The organism is Bacillus cereus group sp. MYBK222-1, from assembly GCF_051916425.1.
GTDB classification, from domain to species: Bacteria; Bacillota; Bacilli; order Bacillales; family Bacillaceae_G; genus Bacillus_A; species Bacillus_A paranthracis.
This window is the reverse complement of sequence record NZ_JBQAGP010000002.1, coordinates 80,659-95,827: the sequence shown is the minus strand read 5'-3', so window position 1 is coordinate 95,827 and position 15,169 is coordinate 80,659. Positions and strand designations below refer to the sequence as shown.

Sequence of the window (15,169 nt, the reverse complement as noted above, 5' to 3'; positions counted from 1 at the left end):
TTTGTATAATAGTAATAGAATGTGTTTTAGAAATTTGATAATGAAAGAGTGAGAAGTTTGAAAGAAATATTAAAACAGCAATATGCCATTATAGATATTGGATCTAATACAATGCGTTTAGTTATTTATGAAAAGCAAAACGGAGGTTTTTATAAAGAGATTGAAAATACGAAAGTGGTTGCAAGGTTAAGGAATTACTTAGTCGATGGTGTGTTGATTGAAGAAGGAATAGAGGTATTGTTACAAACATTATTTCAATTTCAAGAAAGTACACGATTCCATCAGTTGCGCCATGTACTTTGTGTTGCAACAGCAACAATTAGGCAGGCTGAGAATCAAGAGGAAATTAAAAAACTTGTTGAAGGACAAACAGACTTTACTCTTAGAGTATTATCAGAATATGAAGAAGCACGTTACGGCTATTTAGCAGTTATGAATTCAACTTCGTTCTCTGAAGGAATTACAGTAGATATTGGTGGAGGAAGTACGGAAGTTACATACTTTCGAAATAGAGAGATTTTAGAGTATCATAGCTTTCCTTTTGGAGCACTTTCTTTAAAGCAGTTTATTAAAGAGGACATACCTACTGAAGAAGAGTTGGAAAAGATTCGAACGTACTTAGAATATCAATTTCGAACATTACCATGGTTAATTGATAAGAAGTTGCCTCTTATTGCAATTGGTGGTAGTGCGAGGAACTTAGTGAAAATTCATCAAAATTTAATTTGTTATCCTATAGCAGGGGTACATTTATATAAGATGAAAGAAGAAGATATTAAAAATGTGAAAGAAGAATTAGAAGCATTGTCGTTCATAGAACTTCAAAAATTGGAAGGATTGGCAAAAGATCGAGCAGATACAATTGTTCCAGCAGTCGAAGTATTTCATACGCTTGTTAATGTTATAGAGGCGCCATCATTTGTATTAAGTAGAAAAGGATTACGAGAAGGTGTTTTCTATGAAGAGTTGACAAAAGATTTGGGGATTTCATATTATCCGAACGTGGTCGAAGAAAGTTTGTATTTATTATCACATGAATATGAAATGGATATGGAATTTGTAATGCAGCTTATTAAACATGGAAGATTGATTTGTCAACAACTTGAACAAACAGGGCTGATTTCTATGTCAGTAAAAGACTGGGAAGTATTCCATCAAGCAGCGAAAGTATTTAATATAGGCAAATATATAGACGAAGAAGCGAGCCGCTTACATACGTTTTATTTATTAGCGAATAAAACAATTGATGGTATGATGCACAAAGAGAGAGTAAGATTAGCGCTTATTGCGTCTTATAAATCAAAAATGTTATTCAAACAACATTTGTCACCATTTGAAGGATGGTTTCATAAAAATGAACAAAAGAAAATTCGCCTTTTAGGGGCTGTTTTACAATTTTCAGCAGCTTTAAATATAAGACAAAGATCGCTTGTTGAATCAATATCTATAACAGAAAGTAAAGAAGGATTAACATTTGAAATTGTATGTGAACAATCGGCGTTAGCGGAAAAAGTGCAAGCTGAAAAGCAGAAGAAACAGCTAGAAAGAGTATTGAAAACAAATATTAACTTATTATTTAAATTAAAGCATTGAGTTGTACGGATGTCTTTACAAAAAATTTACACTTTATAATATTGTAATTTGCTAAAATGAAAGTAACTAAATTATAGTAAAAAAGTTTCAAGGGGAAGTGTGAAGAGAATGGAATTATCGAAGGGGAATATAGTAAATTTAAATGATACAGCTTATTACAACAATCGAGAGTTAAGTTGGTTAGCATTTAATGAACGTGTACTACAAGAAGCACAAGATGAAACGAATCCACTCTTAGAAAGATTAAAGTTTATTAGCATTTTTAGCTCAAATTTAGATGAATTCTTTATGGTACGCGTGGCAGGATTGAAGGATCAAGTGAGTGCCGGTTTTAACCAACCAGAAAATAAGGCCGGCTTAACACCAAAAAAGCAACTAAATAAAATTGCGATAAAAGCACATGAATTAATGACCGTACAGTATGGTACGTTTAAAAATTATGTGTTGCCAGCGCTGGAGTTAGAGGGGATTGAGCGTTTAACATTCCATGATTTGACGAAAGAACAGAGAGAATTTATAGAAGAGTATTTTGATGAACAAATTTTCCCAGTCTTAACACCTGTTGCTATCGATGCATATCGTCCATTTCCGATGTTATTAAATAAAAGTTTAAATTTAGCTACTCTTTTATATGATGAGAAACAAGTGGAAGAAGAAAACCGCACGAAGTTAGGAATTGTACAAGTTCCTTCACTACTGGAACGCTTCATATTTTTACCGAGTGAAGGACAAAAGCATAAATTTATTTTATTAGAAGACGTAATTAGTAGTTTTACTCATAAATTATTTACAGGATATAAAGTATCATCTGTTACTCGTTTCCGTATTACACGCAATGCGGATTTAACAATTCACGAAGAAGGTGCGAGAGATTTATTAAAGGTAATTGAAAAAGAATTAAAAAAGCGTAAGTGGGGAGCTGCTGTACGTTTAGAAGTTGGCAAAGAGCATATTGATGAAAGAGTATTAGCATTATTATATGAGGTGTTGGAAGTAAAGGATGAAGATGTGTATATAATGGATGGACCGTTAGATTTAACATGTCTATTTTCTTTATATAAAAAACTAGCTCCTTTATATGAGCATCTAGTATATCCGGCTCTTATTCCGCAACGGCCTCAAGACTTAGGGGATGCAGAAGATGTATTTGAAAAAGCGATTGAGCATGATATTTTATTACATCATCCCTTTGAATCGTTTCAGCCAGTAGTTGATTTTGTTCGTGATGCGGCAGACGATCCGAATGTACTTGCAATTAAACAAACATTATATCGAGTAAGTGGGGATTCGCCGATTATTCAGGCGCTAAAGGTAGCGGCTGAAAAAGGGAAGCAAGTGACAGTATTAGTTGAATTAAAGGCAAGATTTGATGAAGAAAATAATGTGCATTGGGCTAAAGAATTAGAACAGGCGGGATGTCATGTTATTTACGGTGTAAGTCATTTGAAAACACATAGTAAAATTACACTAGTTGTAAGAAGAAAAAACGGAAAAATCGAAAGGTTCGTACATCTTGGGACTGGAAATTATAATGATGCAACCGCAAAGCTATATACCGATTTTGGCTATATTACATCGCGAAAAGACTTTGGGGTCGATGCAACAAATTTCTTTAATTATTTGAGTGGTTATACAACAAAACCGCATTTTCATCATTTATCGGTTGCGCCATTTGATATAAGAGAGCAATTTATCGATTTAATAGATGAAGAAATTCGTTATCATAGGCAATATGGAAATGGATATATCATTGCTAAAATGAATTCGTTAACTGATAAACCACTCATTAAAAAAATGTATGAAGCATCACAAGCTGGAGTAAAGGTAGAGCTCATCGTTCGAGGAACATGCTGCCTACGACCTGGTATTCCAAATGTAAGTGAAAATATTCGGGTAGTTAGTGTTGTCGGGAGATATTTAGAACATAGCCGTATTTATTATTTCCATCATAATGGAGAAGAGAAAATATATTTATCTTCAGCTGACTGGATGACAAGAAATATGGAGAAACGTGTAGAAATATCTTTCCCGATATTAGATATTGAAATGAAGGCACGAATTAAGGCGATTTTACAGCTTACTTTAGCTGATAATGTGAAAACACGTGAACAAAATAAAGACGGTGACTATTATTATGTTATTAATAATGGGGCAGAAGAGATTGATAGCCAAGTGAAGTTATTTAAGATGGCGTATCAAAACACAGATGCCGAATAATGAGAACAAAGTAAAAACCTCTTTTTAAAAAGAGGTTTTTACTTTGTTCTCTACTTATTGTATGTTCTCAAAATAGAAGCATGCGTAGAGAGAATAGTTTTTATTGTAAGCATGTTAATGGATTATGAATCGGTTAAGAGAGGGAATAACATTGGTAGAATTGTTGCGGTACATTAATAATAGTATGGCTGTTGACAAGGTCCACCATAACAAGGGTAAGGTGCTGGCGGTGGAAAAGGTGGTGGATATGGTGGGTAATATGGTCTAGGACCGAAAGCTAATGCCCCGCCAAGCAGTCCACCAGCAATACCAGCTAGAAATGGAACTCCAAAAAATGGAAAGAAGCGTGAGTCGCCTACTGGACCAATAGGTGCTGAACGGACTGGGATTGGTTGATAATATGGATACATGAACAAACCTCCTTTATTGGACTCACTTTTATCATATGGTAAATGAAACGTGGATGAGCGCGTACAAGAAAGGATATGTAAGAAAATAGGCGAATGATTACGAATGTTGGAGCGTGAAAATCGTAATTTCAGGTTTTGACATAAATCGGAAGGGGACACGAGTTCTTCCGAGGCCTCGGTTGACATAGAGAGCTAAATCTTGGATCGTATAGAAACCTTCTACATAGTTTTTAGCAAGTGCTGGGGTAATAATAGCGCCCAAAAAAGGAATTTGTACTTGTCCGCCATGACTATGACCAGAAAGCTGTAAGTTAACTGGATAGTTAGCGATTTGCGGTGCAATATCTGGTTCGTGAACAAGAACAATGTTATAAGTGTTTTTCCGAGCGCGCTGTAGTGTCTCCTTTATTTTTGGTTTGCCTAATAGTATATCATCAAGACCGAAAATGGAAATCTCACTATTATCCAGCAGACGGATTTTCTTTTCGCTATTTAGTAATAGTTCAAATCCAGATTCACGCATGATGTGTTCGTAGTACTCCGTTCCATATCCGCCGTGATCATGGTTACCATAAATAGAAAATTTACCGAAGGGAGCTTGTATATTTTTTAAAATGGATGCAACGAAAGGAGTGTCAGTATATGTTTGATAATTATCAATGAGATCGCCAGTAAAAAGAACAATGTCGGGTTTTACAGCATTAATTTTAGAAACGATTTTAGATAAATGGTGGAGAGAGAAATAGTATCCGAGATGTAAATCGCTGAATTGAAGAATCTTCATACCATGAAAACTTTTTGGTATGAGTTGTGATTTCAGTGTATGTTCTGTAAAAGAGAGTAGATGAGGCTCAATATATTTAGCGTAATAGTATCCGATGCTAGTCGTTATAAATGAATATAGACAAGTTCGCATTCCAGTTTTTAAAAAATCTCTTCTTGTAATTTTCTTCATAAAAATATGAGTATACCTATTTGACTTATATCATATATGTTCGCTCTATTTACAGGTTACTCAAACCTCCTTTTCAGTTTATTTGAAATATATTTTAAATAATAAAAAAGTAGTATTGATTACGAAAAAACGAATGAAAAGAAATCTCTTTACGTTAAAATATCAGAAAAGTTTAAAAATATAAAGATTTCTATTAAATAAAATGATAAAATGAATGTGTATTCATTTTTTGGAGGGGATATATATGAAAGAAAAAGTAGTTATTATAACAGGTGGATCGAGTGGAATGGGAAAAGGAATGGCGACTCGTTTTGCAAAAGAAGGGGCACGAGTTGTTATTACAGGACGTACAAAGGAAAAACTAGAGGAAACAAAATTGGAAATTGAACAATTTCCAGGACAAATATTACCGGTACAAATGGATGTAAGAAATACGGATGATATTCAGAAAATGATTGAACAGATTGATGAGAAGTTTGGACGAATTGATATTTTAATAAATAATGCAGCTGGAAACTTTATTTGTCCAGCAGAAGATTTATCCGTGAACGGCTGGAATTCGGTTATTAATATTGTGTTAAACGGTACATTTTACTGTAGCCAGGCTGTCGGAAAATATTGGATTGAAAAAGGTATAAAAGGAAATATCATTAACATGGTAGCAACATATGCGTGGGATGCAGGTCCGGGAGTTATTCATTCGGCTGCAGCGAAGGCTGGAGTATTAGCAATGACGAAAACACTCGCTGTTGAGTGGGGACGTAAATATGGAATCCGAGTTAACGCTATTGCGCCAGGACCAATTGAACGTACGGGCGGTGCTGATAAATTATGGATTTCAGAAGAAATGGCTAAGCGTACGATACAAAGTGTTCCGCTTGGAAGACTGGGTACGCCAGAAGAAATTGCAGGTCTAGCTTATTATTTATGTTCAGATGAAGCTGCGTACATAAATGGAACGTGCATGACAATGGATGGAGGACAACATTTACATCAATATCCATTTTAAAAGGGATAAGAAAAATGTGACGGAATTGTGACATATGAAAGAAAAGTGTTTACAAGAGGTCATATATACGTTATATTTAAGACCTCTTTTTTCTTCATAGTAGAATTGCTAATTCCCCTTAGCATTTTACCCCTCTAATCCCTTCAGGAAAACTGAAGGGATTTTTTATTATTTTTCCGTAAATATCATGTTATAATTTTTGAAAAGTAAAGGGAGGGAAGCACGTTGATAGATGCATTAGATGTAATGAGTAACTTGGATAAAGTCCTTCCTTATTATCAAGCAATTTTTAGTGCTGATGAACATACTGTAATTGGATATGAAGTAGTAGGGCGTATTCAAACAGAAGAGGGCATACAAAGTTTAGCTTCTTTCTTTCATGATGACTCTATTCCAAGTGAGTTTCAACTAGAAGCGGATAACATTATAGTAGAAAAAGCTTTAAATCGTTATTTAGAAAGTGATCAAAAACTATTATTATTTATACATCGGAATGCTAACGTATTAATGAACGATGATGATGAAAGTTTGCTTCAACTTTTATTGATGTATGAAAAACAAGGTTTAAATTTGAAAAACATTGTTTTAGAGATTACAGAACATGAATGTAAAGAAGATATAGAGCAATTTAATCATTTGCTTATGTATTATCGTACATATGGTATTCAAATTTCGATTAATAAAGTCGGAACAGGTACAAGTAATTTAGAACGTATTAGCGTGTTAGCACCTGATATTTTAAAAGTAGATTTAACAAATTTAAGGCAAACTGCACTTTTACAATCTTATCAAGATATTTTATATTCTTTATCATTACTTGCTAGAAGAATTGGTGCGACATTGTTATATGAAGAAATAGATGCTTTTTATCAATTACAATATGCATGGAAAAACGGTGGTAGGTACTATCAAGGGAATTATTTGAAAGAATGCTTACCTGATTTTATTGAAACGAACGTTTTGAAAGAACGACTTGGTAATGAGTGTCATCAATTTATTCAACATGAGAAGAAAAAACTACAAAAGATTTATAATTTAACAGAAATGTTACGTGATCGAATTGGCGATGTTTTAGCCAAACAGAAAAAGAATGAAGATATAAATGATTGGTTATTACAATTTAGCCAAAGTGTATCACAATGTAGTTTTCGTATATTTATTTGTAACGAAGATGGTTTCCAACAATCAGGAAACGTTATGAAAAAAGATGGGGAATGGATTGTGATGCCTGAGTATTATATGAAGAACTGGAGTTGGCGCCCGTATTTTCTAGAGAATATTATGAAAATGCGTTTTGAGAATAAGGCAAGACTTTCAGATTTATATGCTGATATTGAAACCGGTGAGATGGTACGAACATTTTCTTTCCCGATTGATGATGAAAACTTTTTATTTATAGATTTATCGTATGAATATTTATATGAAGAAGATGTTTTATTTTAATGCACGAAGAGATTCGTGCATTTTTTGTTTGTTTTTATCATAAATTGGTAATAGTGAAAATGGTGCCGAAAATGCTGTCTATCGTTGTAAAGATTTTACGAACGAAACCAGCCCTTTCTTTGCATAATCATTGTTACAATGAATACTACAAAGACAAGTTTTCTTAAAAGGAAGGTGAAAAAATGAGAAAATATGGAATATGGTTAGTTCTATTTGTATGCGTTGCCTTTCTAGTTGGTTATAGTGTTACAACTGTTTTAGGAAAAGAGGAAGTGAAAGTCGATCGGAAAGAAGTGTTTGTAACGATACAAAAAGGCTATGAAAGCCAATTTTCAATTCGTGGGAAGCATTTGCCGATGAATAAGATGATAGAAACGTTATCACCATATTTTACAGAGAATTTCCTTCAAGTATTTACAGATGAAAATAGTAGAAGTGATAAACAAAGTGGTGAATATTTACTTCCAGCAAAAGAAGCGCCATTTTCTTTTAATTCAGAAACGAAAATGTCATATGATGAAGAGCATAAAATTTTATATGTTTATGAGCGGGCGAAAAGTGGACAATATCAAATTGTAACATTGCAAAGAGATCAAGGGAAGTGGAAATTGGCTGGATATCATGAAAGTCAAGAACTTTTAACTGAAATAAAAAGGTTACAACAATTATAAAGTGAAACTTTAATCAGGGGCATATCCCGTTTAATATGAACTTGCCACAATCAGATGCATACTTCCAAAATATATCAGGATAAAAATAGGAATAGGTCTTTACCTATTCCTATTCTATATTAAGAAGTTGTTGTAATTTTTCAATTTGAAAACCAGCAACAACTTCTCCATCAATTACAACCGTCGGAGTTGAATAAGAATCATAGTCATATAAAAGACGATTGCGAGCAGCGGCGTCTTTTTTTACGTCAAACTCTTCGTATACAACGTTATTATGCTTTAAAAATTCTTTCACAATAACACATGGCGGACAATCAGGTTGTGTGTAAACCTCAATTTTTTTCATTGCAATTCCTCCTTTTTACTGTTTTTTATTATATTCTTCCAGTATAAAAATCGCAATAAAGAAGGGAAAAGATGTTCTTTCTGTTTTTTCCTTCGTATTTCGACAAATTTTTAGTTGAGTTTCTGGCCAATAACCTTTATCCTAGAGTGTGGAACATTTTTTCTGTTATGACGGATAGAATGAGTATAGCTGTAAAACCTATTGGTAGGAAGATCAGAGAAAGGAGAGATTTCATGTCTCTACTCCAAGGAATTTTAACTCGACTTGTTAGTCTACAAGAACAAGCTGAAAGCGGTGAAGTAGCACAACGCTATTTTGAAGTGAACGGTGAGCGCAAATGTAGCGTGAAATTTTTCGATAAAAGTGAAATGTATGAGTTAGAAGTGTATCAACAAGGTGAAAAACCTCAAGTGTATCAATTCGATAATATCGACATGGTTGCAATTGAGATTTACGATATCATTTCTTGATACATATAAAAAAGGTGTTGCCATGGGGCAACACCTTTTTTAGTTCTATTACTTTTAGTATATATGTATAAGGATTTTTCATTTTTCCTACAATGGTAATAAAGTGAAAGTGTAATTAGTAGGGTTTCTTCGTCCTATACAGCTTATTATCCATCACCAATTGAGGACGGATAGTAAATAGCGGGATGAAAATAGTGAGGAGGTGTGTTATATGGAACGTTTACCAGTTGTGATTTGTCCTAATTGTCACAATTCTGCTGAGATTATTCATGTACTAACGGCTCAATCGAATCAAAACGTAATTTATACGTGCCAAGTTTGCCATTATGTAATTCGGAATATTGAAACGAATAAAGGGTAGGGAGTTATAATTTTTGTTTTTGTCCCATACAATGAGAATACGAAAAGTCTGTCTAATTGAAAGGACGTGACTATGTGGCCGGTGAACATAAATTTTATAATGTTTCAGAGAGACATTTAAATTTTGATATGGTCTTTACCCGTATTTGTAACTTTATTGAAAAGGATCCGCGAAATTTATATCGTTTATCCATTGGGACAGACTCACAAGCACATCAAAAGGATACGAGGTTTATTACGGCAATTCATATTCATCGCGTTGGAAAAGGAGCCTGGGGGTGTTTACACCATCAATCAGTAAAAGATAAGCCAGAAACTTTACGTGAGAAAATATATTTAGAGACGCAGTTTAGTCAAGAAATCGCATGCCTATTTACTCCAAATCATATACAAACAATATGGGATTTATTGCATCCATATGCTCAAGATGGGGCTGGTTTTATAATGGAGATTCACTTAGATATCGGAAATGATGGTTTAACAAAAGAATTTATTCTAGATATGACAGCGAAAATTCAAGCGATGGGATTAACTGCAAAAATTAAGCCAGATGCTTATGCGGCGTTTAGTTATGCGAATCGATATACGAAATAAAAACAATTTATATATTTCTTCTACTAAAAACTGAATATTACATCTATTAAATAGGCTGAAAATTTTATATAATAATGGTAACGATGTGAGTATAAGGAGAGGGGTATATGAAAAGGGATTTTGTTTTAACGGAAGAAGAGGAAAGTTTGTTACTAGATATTTTATTTCAGCAAAATTATGCGAGTGAAATTTTAGCTGTGGAACTTACAGATATCGAGAATGGTTTAAAAAAGACAGACGTGATGCAATATAAAAAAATCACAAGGTTATTTTACAGATTAAAAAATAAAGGGTATTAAGCGCTACCGGAATGGTAGTCTTTTTTTTGTGTTATATGCTAAAATAGCTGTGTAATTTTGTTTTTTACTGAAAGAATGTAAGGACAAAATAATAATATGAAAACGCTGTCATAAAATGTGAATAGAGCCGGTGATTATAAGCAGGAAAAAGGGAAAATGGGGGATGTAATATGATTAGTATTCCAAAAGACGAGTTTCAACAAATTTTTGTAAAAGATTTAATGATTTCATCAGAAAAAGTAGCACACGTTCAAATAGGGAATGGTTTAGAGCATGCTTTACTCGTACTTGTGAAATCTGGATATTCGGCGATACCTGTTTTGGACCCGATGTACAAATTGCACGGGTTAATTAGTACTGCTATGATTTTAGACGGTATGTTAGGGCTAGAACGCATTGAGTTTGAAAGACTTGAAGAGATGAAAGTAGAGCAAGTAATGAAGAAAGATATTCCGGTTCTTAAGTTAGAAGATTCGTTTGCAAAAGCATTAGAAATGACTATTGATCATCCATTTATTTGCGCTGTCAATGAAGATGGGTATTTTGAGGGGATTTTAACACGTCGAGCGATTTTAAAATTGTTGAATAAAAAAGTAAGGCAACATAATCGATAATGTGAGAAAAGTGACTTCATAGAACCGAAGAAGTCACTTTTTTTTCGTGCATATCAGTTGTGTATGTATTATATTTAAAAAGATAAAAAATATAAGCGTATGTAGTTAAATTACGGATGAAAAGCTTATTGAGATAAGGTGTATGGAAGCTAAGGAAAGAGGGAGAAAGTTGCAAATTGATGATTTTCAAATGATGGTTGTGTTAGCACAGGAATCAAATATGAGAAAAGCGGCGGAACGTTTATTTGTTTCACAACCTGCGCTTAGTCAACGATTACAATCTATGGAGAAACAATGGGGAATGAAGTTTTTTATTCGCTCGCAAAAAGGATTGACAATTACACCTGAAGGGGAAAAAGTTGCAAATTACGCAAAAGAAATGCTACAAAGGGAAGAGGATATTAAAAGTGAACTAGCTGTTTTTAGAACAGAAACTCACGGGACGTTAAAAATTGCTGTCGCATCAGTTATTGGTCAATATTGGCTTCCTCCTGTTTTGAAGAAGTTTGTACATAAATATCCTTCTGTAAAAATATCGCTGTTTACTGGCTGGAGTAGTGAAGTGCAAAAGCAATTTTATGAAGGAGACGTGCATGTTGCTATATTGAGAGGAACACAAGAATATAAAGGCCAGAAGCAACAATTATTTGAAGATGAACTTTATTTAGTGGATAAAGAAATAAAAGATATTTCGATGTTAAAAGAAACAAATAGACCATTTATTCAATTTAAAAGTGATTCGACTTATTATGGACAAATACAAAATTGGTGGTATGGTTTATTTTCTAATCCACCTAAGAGAACGATTGTCGTTGATCAAATTGAGACTTGCAAACAACTCGTTTTAAATGGTATAGGTTATGCTCTTTTACCTTCTACTGTTCTAAAAGAAGTACAGGAAAATATGTATAAAACACCTGTCCAATTAACGAGAGAAACATGGTTATTGACGAGTGAATCAGCTAGACAATTGAAGCAAGTACGAGCATTTTTAGAAATTATAGAAGAAATTCAAATGGAAAAATAGGATTATTATCTTGCTACTCGCCCTATCGTTTGGTAGAGTAACATTATAAATGGATTTAGGAGGCAACAAGAATGAAAATGATGGACGCTAACGAAATTATTTCGTTTATTCAAAAAAGTGAAAAGAAAACTCCTGTAAAGGTATACATAAAAGGGGATTTAAAAGAAGTAACATTCCCTGAAACGGTACAAGCATTTGTAAATAAAAAGTCTGGTGTATTATTTGGAGAATGGTCTGAAATTAAGACAATTCTAGATGAAAATAGCAAGTACATTGTTGATTACGTTGTTGAAAATGACCGTCGTAATTCTGCAATTCCAATGCTTGATTTAAAAGGTATTAAAGCTCGTATTGAGCCAGGTGCGATTATTCGTGACCACGTTGAAATCGGCGACAACGCTGTTATTATGATGAATGCAACAATTAATATCGGTGCTGTAATTGGTGAAGGGTCTATGATCGACATGAACGCGGTACTTGGTGGACGTGCAACTGTTGGTAAGAACTGTCACGTAGGTGCAGGCGCAGTACTTGCAGGTGTTATTGAGCCACCTTCAGCAAAACCAGTTATCGTTGAAGACGATGTTGTTATTGGTGCTAACGTAGTTGTGTTAGAGGGAGTTACAGTAGGTAAAGGTGCAGTTGTAGCAGCAGGAGCTGTTGTAACAGAAGATGTACCTCCATATACAGTTGTAGCAGGTACTCCAGCACGTGTAATTAAAGAGATTGATGAGAAGACAAAAGCAAAAACTGAAATTAAACAAGAACTTCGTCAATTAAACCCAGAGAAATAAAAACAAAAAAGCGTAAGAGCATAAACAGGCTCTTACGCTTTTTATAGATAGAGGTGCAAAAATGGCAGTAAGCAAATTCGTTCAAATTCGTAGAGACTTACACAAAATACCGGAAATTGGATTTAAAGAGTGGAAAACACAACAGTATATTTTAGATTACATAGGAACGCTTTCGAATGAACATGTGGAAGTGAAAGTATGGAGAACGGGTGTCATTGTTAAAGTAAAGGGAAAAAATCCAGAAAAAGTTATAGGTTATCGCGCAGATATAGACGGTTTACCAATTACAGAGGAAACTGGATATGAGTTCGCTTCTGTTCATGAAGGAATGATGCATGCATGTGGACATGACTTACATACGACAATCGGTTTAGGCCTTCTAACAGCAGCTGTAACAGAAAGAATAGATGATGACCTTGTATTTCTATTCCAACCAGCTGAAGAAGGGCCTGGAGGGGCTCTTCCTATGTTAGAGAGTGAAGAGTTAAAAGAATGGAAGCCAAATATTATTCTCGGCCTTCATATTGCACCTGAATACCCTGTAGGGACAATTGCTACAAAAGAGGGGCTATTATTTGCAAATACATCAGAGTTATATGTTGATTTAAAGGGGAAAGGTGGACATGCAGCTTATCCTCATACTGCAAATGATATGATTGTCGCAGCTAGTCACCTTGTTACACAGCTTCAGTCTGTTATTAGTCGTAATGTAAACCCACTTGATAGTGCAGTAATTACAATCGGAAAAATAACAGGCGGTACAGTTCAAAATATCATAGCAGAAAAGTCTCGATTAGAGGGAACGATCCGAACGTTATCAGTGGAATCGATGAGCCGTGTTAAAAGTAGGATTGAGGCAATTGTTGCAGGTATAGAAGCTTCCTTCCAATGTGAAGCCGTTATTGACTACGGAGCGATGTATCATCAAGTATACAATCATGAAGCATTAACGAGAGAGTTTATGCAATTTGTAAGTGAACAAACTGATATGAAAGTAATTACATGTACTGAGGCAATGACAGGTGAAGATTTTGGTTATATGCTTCAAGAGATTCCTGGATTTATGTTTTGGCTTGGGGTAAATTCAGAATATGGTTTACATCATGCAAAATTAAAGCCAGATGAAGAGGCTATTGAGAAAGCTATCGTATTTTTAGATCAATATGTAAAATGGAAGGGAACTAGAAAGTAAATTTGCTCGCCAACTTGGTGGGTATTCGTTAGTTCCAAGGTGAAAACATCTTTCATATTTGTTTTGAGTACACATCGGCATACAAATGGATAAAATAATGAGCAGTGGTTTTGAGCCGCTGCTCATTATTCATTATCGCTTATTGAGAAGATGATTAGTTAACTAGCTTATATATGTTTACAATTCGTGTGGAAAGTGTGTAAAATCAAGGTGAAACGTAGAAAAAAGGGTGGGGAATTACGTGCAGATTAGCAGTGCGATTTTATGTTTTGTTTTATATACATATGTTATTATTGCGGCGGTTTATTTTGGGATAAGTTTTTATGCCTACCGTTTAGCGAATAATAATGAATATGAAGAGACATACAACTGGGTGAAAAGGTATTTATCACCTGTACTAGAAATTATGAATGGGTTTGTTCTTTTTTTATTTATTGGATTAATTGCTTTTTCAACGAGCTTAGTAGGAAATAAGACTACATTATTTGTACTAGGTATCATTATTTTTATGCTATTAGGAATTCGTATTGGTAATACGGTATTTTGGAATGAGAGAAAAGTAGATGGTTGGACGGGAATGCTAATACCGTGTATGCTAGCTGCTATCGTGACGAATATAGAACATGAATATTATCAGTTGCATTTTTGGCTCATAATTGTTTTAACAATTCTCTCTGTGTTGTATATAAGTACTGTCGTGCTAACATACATTGCAAATGAAAAGGGAGATGTAAAAGGTACGCATTTCTTTAGAGGGCGTGCATTGTTATGGAGTGTGCCAACGATGGCGGTTATAGCAATTATTGCGATATTAGTAAATGGGTATCAATTTACGAATTGGCAACTGTTTTTAGAAAATTGGTGGATTTTCATTCTTTCGTTTATCGCTTTTTTAGGTGCAACGCATTATTTATTTCATCAACACCATTATATATTGGCATTGCTATTCGCATTCACACAACTATTATTTGCTTTCTTCGGACAAGAAACGTTATTATTCGTTTTTGAAACGTTTAGTTCATTTGGAAACATATTTGTATTTGGTATGTTAATTTTCAGTATCGCATTTTATTTACAACAGTATTTTTATATGCAAAAACAAAAATAAAGAATGATATACAGGTTTTTGTAGCAAATCTAAAGTATGTTACAATAAAAATACATAGTATTCGATG

17 protein-coding genes are annotated in these 15,169 nt (G+C 34.0%); 14 read left to right on the top strand and 3 right to left on the bottom strand.

Annotation, left to right across the window (positions count from 1 at the left end; translation table 11 throughout):
• Positions 1-57 precede the first annotated feature (57 nt).
• Both ppx and ACTFR9_RS12355 read left to right on the top strand, forming a co-directional pair.
• Positions 58-1,593: an exopolyphosphatase gene (gene ppx / locus ACTFR9_RS12360; RefSeq protein WP_048557616.1), complete on the top strand. Its 1,536-nt coding sequence runs from the start codon at positions 58-60 to the stop codon at positions 1,591-1,593.
• 108 nt (positions 1,594-1,701) lie between these two features.
• Positions 1,702-3,810 (top strand): polyphosphate kinase, encoded by a 2,109-nt coding sequence (locus ACTFR9_RS12355; RefSeq protein ID WP_000423563.1) that lies wholly within the window; start codon positions 1,702-1,704, stop codon positions 3,808-3,810.
• 173 nt (positions 3,811-3,983) lie between these two features.
• On the opposite strand, the gene ACTFR9_RS12350 is transcribed toward ACTFR9_RS12355, so the two are convergent.
• Positions 3,984-4,220: a hypothetical protein gene (locus tag ACTFR9_RS12350; protein ID WP_000283743.1), complete on the bottom strand. Its 237-nt coding sequence runs from the start codon at positions 4,218-4,220 to the stop codon at positions 3,984-3,986.
• 97 nt (positions 4,221-4,317) lie between these two features.
• Positions 4,318-5,175 carry a metallophosphoesterase gene (locus ACTFR9_RS12345; protein WP_000724508.1) on the bottom strand — a complete coding sequence of 286 codons (858 nt, stop codon included), beginning with the start codon at positions 5,173-5,175 and terminating at the stop codon, positions 4,318-4,320.
• 244 nt (positions 5,176-5,419) lie between these two features.
• Here ACTFR9_RS12345 and fadH point away from each other — a divergent pair, with 244 nt between their 5' ends.
• From fadH to ACTFR9_RS12330, 3 genes are all read left to right on the top strand, one after another.
• Positions 5,420-6,184, top strand: a complete 765-nt coding sequence (fadH, locus tag ACTFR9_RS12340) for a 2,4-dienoyl-CoA reductase (RefSeq protein WP_000660909.1) — start codon at positions 5,420-5,422, stop codon at positions 6,182-6,184.
• A gap of 225 nt (positions 6,185-6,409) precedes the next feature.
• Positions 6,410-7,627: an EAL domain-containing protein gene (locus tag ACTFR9_RS12335; protein ID WP_000564304.1), complete on the top strand. Its 1,218-nt coding sequence runs from the start codon at positions 6,410-6,412 to the stop codon at positions 7,625-7,627.
• Positions 7,628-7,809: 182 nt separating this feature from the next.
• Complete coding sequence (locus ACTFR9_RS12330) at positions 7,810-8,298, top strand: DUF3993 domain-containing protein (RefSeq protein WP_048557617.1); 489 nt, start codon at positions 7,810-7,812, stop codon at positions 8,296-8,298.
• Positions 8,299-8,407: 109 nt separating this feature from the next.
• On the opposite strand, the gene ACTFR9_RS12325 is transcribed toward ACTFR9_RS12330, so the two are convergent.
• A complete protein-coding gene (locus tag ACTFR9_RS12325; protein WP_000717880.1) occupies positions 8,408-8,644 on the bottom strand; it encodes a glutaredoxin family protein in 237 nt (78 codons plus the stop codon).
• Positions 8,645-8,877: 233 nt separating this feature from the next.
• Between ACTFR9_RS12325 and ACTFR9_RS12320 the strand changes: the two genes are divergently transcribed.
• From ACTFR9_RS12320 to ACTFR9_RS12280, 9 genes are all read left to right on the top strand, one after another.
• Positions 8,878-9,114, top strand: coding sequence for a YkuJ family protein (locus ACTFR9_RS12320; RefSeq protein ID WP_000055151.1), 237 nt, complete (start codon positions 8,878-8,880; stop codon positions 9,112-9,114).
• Positions 9,115-9,325: 211 nt separating this feature from the next.
• The gene (locus ACTFR9_RS12315) at positions 9,326-9,475 is read left to right on the top strand and encodes a hypothetical protein (RefSeq protein ID WP_000440537.1); all 150 of its coding nucleotides are present in this window, start codon (positions 9,326-9,328) and stop codon (positions 9,473-9,475) included.
• Positions 9,476-9,549: 74 nt separating this feature from the next.
• Complete coding sequence (locus ACTFR9_RS12310; RefSeq protein WP_000896651.1) at positions 9,550-10,068, top strand: ribonuclease H-like YkuK family protein; 519 nt, start codon at positions 9,550-9,552, stop codon at positions 10,066-10,068.
• A 107-nt stretch (positions 10,069-10,175) separates the two neighbouring features.
• The gene (gene abbA / locus ACTFR9_RS12305; protein WP_000817428.1) at positions 10,176-10,367 is read left to right on the top strand and encodes an antirepressor AbbA; all 192 of its coding nucleotides are present in this window, start codon (positions 10,176-10,178) and stop codon (positions 10,365-10,367) included.
• A gap of 170 nt (positions 10,368-10,537) precedes the next feature.
• Complete coding sequence (cbpB, locus tag ACTFR9_RS12300; RefSeq protein ID WP_000623568.1) at positions 10,538-10,981, top strand: cyclic-di-AMP-binding protein CbpB; 444 nt, start codon at positions 10,538-10,540, stop codon at positions 10,979-10,981.
• Positions 10,982-11,123: 142 nt separating this feature from the next.
• Entirely contained in the window at positions 11,124-12,008 is an 885-nt protein-coding gene (locus tag ACTFR9_RS12295) for a LysR family transcriptional regulator (RefSeq protein ID WP_001998142.1), read from the top strand.
• A 71-nt stretch (positions 12,009-12,079) separates the two neighbouring features.
• Positions 12,080-12,802: a 2,3,4,5-tetrahydropyridine-2,6-dicarboxylate N-acetyltransferase gene (gene dapD, locus ACTFR9_RS12290; RefSeq protein ID WP_000783248.1), complete on the top strand. Its 723-nt coding sequence runs from the start codon at positions 12,080-12,082 to the stop codon at positions 12,800-12,802.
• A 61-nt stretch (positions 12,803-12,863) separates the two neighbouring features.
• A complete protein-coding gene (locus ACTFR9_RS12285; protein WP_000301165.1) occupies positions 12,864-13,994 on the top strand; it encodes an N-acetyldiaminopimelate deacetylase in 1,131 nt (376 codons plus the stop codon).
• Positions 13,995-14,235: 241 nt separating this feature from the next.
• Positions 14,236-15,102 carry a hypothetical protein gene (locus ACTFR9_RS12280; RefSeq protein WP_001167329.1) on the top strand — a complete coding sequence of 289 codons (867 nt, stop codon included), beginning with the start codon at positions 14,236-14,238 and terminating at the stop codon, positions 15,100-15,102.
• The last annotated feature ends 67 nt before the right edge of the window (positions 15,103-15,169 follow it).

Bases quoted from the DNA above. Each gene is read 5' to 3' on its own strand.
- ACTFR9_RS12355 (WP_000423563.1), top strand. From the start codon at position 1,702: ATGGAATTATCGAAGGGGAATATAGTAAATTTAAATGATACAGCTTAT.
- ACTFR9_RS12350 (WP_000283743.1), bottom strand. From the start codon at position 4,220: ATGTATCCATATTATCAACCAATCCCAGTCCGTTCAGCACCTATTGGT.
- ACTFR9_RS12345 (WP_000724508.1), bottom strand. From the start codon at position 5,175: ATGAAGAAAATTACAAGAAGAGATTTTTTAAAAACTGGAATGCGAACT.
- fadH (WP_000660909.1), top strand. From the start codon at position 5,420: ATGAAAGAAAAAGTAGTTATTATAACAGGTGGATCGAGTGGAATGGGA.
- ACTFR9_RS12330 (WP_048557617.1), top strand. From the start codon at position 7,810: ATGAGAAAATATGGAATATGGTTAGTTCTATTTGTATGCGTTGCCTTT.
- ACTFR9_RS12325 (WP_000717880.1), bottom strand. From the start codon at position 8,644: ATGAAAAAAATTGAGGTTTACACACAACCTGATTGTCCGCCATGTGTT.
- ACTFR9_RS12320 (WP_000055151.1), top strand. From the start codon at position 8,878: ATGTCTCTACTCCAAGGAATTTTAACTCGACTTGTTAGTCTACAAGAA.
- ACTFR9_RS12315 (WP_000440537.1), top strand. From the start codon at position 9,326: ATGGAACGTTTACCAGTTGTGATTTGTCCTAATTGTCACAATTCTGCT.
- abbA (WP_000817428.1), top strand. From the start codon at position 10,176: ATGAAAAGGGATTTTGTTTTAACGGAAGAAGAGGAAAGTTTGTTACTA.
- cbpB (WP_000623568.1), top strand. From the start codon at position 10,538: ATGATTAGTATTCCAAAAGACGAGTTTCAACAAATTTTTGTAAAAGAT.
- ACTFR9_RS12295 (WP_001998142.1), top strand. From the start codon at position 11,124: ATGGAAGCTAAGGAAAGAGGGAGAAAGTTGCAAATTGATGATTTTCAA.
- dapD (WP_000783248.1), top strand. From the start codon at position 12,080: ATGAAAATGATGGACGCTAACGAAATTATTTCGTTTATTCAAAAAAGT.
- ACTFR9_RS12285 (WP_000301165.1), top strand. From the start codon at position 12,864: ATGGCAGTAAGCAAATTCGTTCAAATTCGTAGAGACTTACACAAAATA.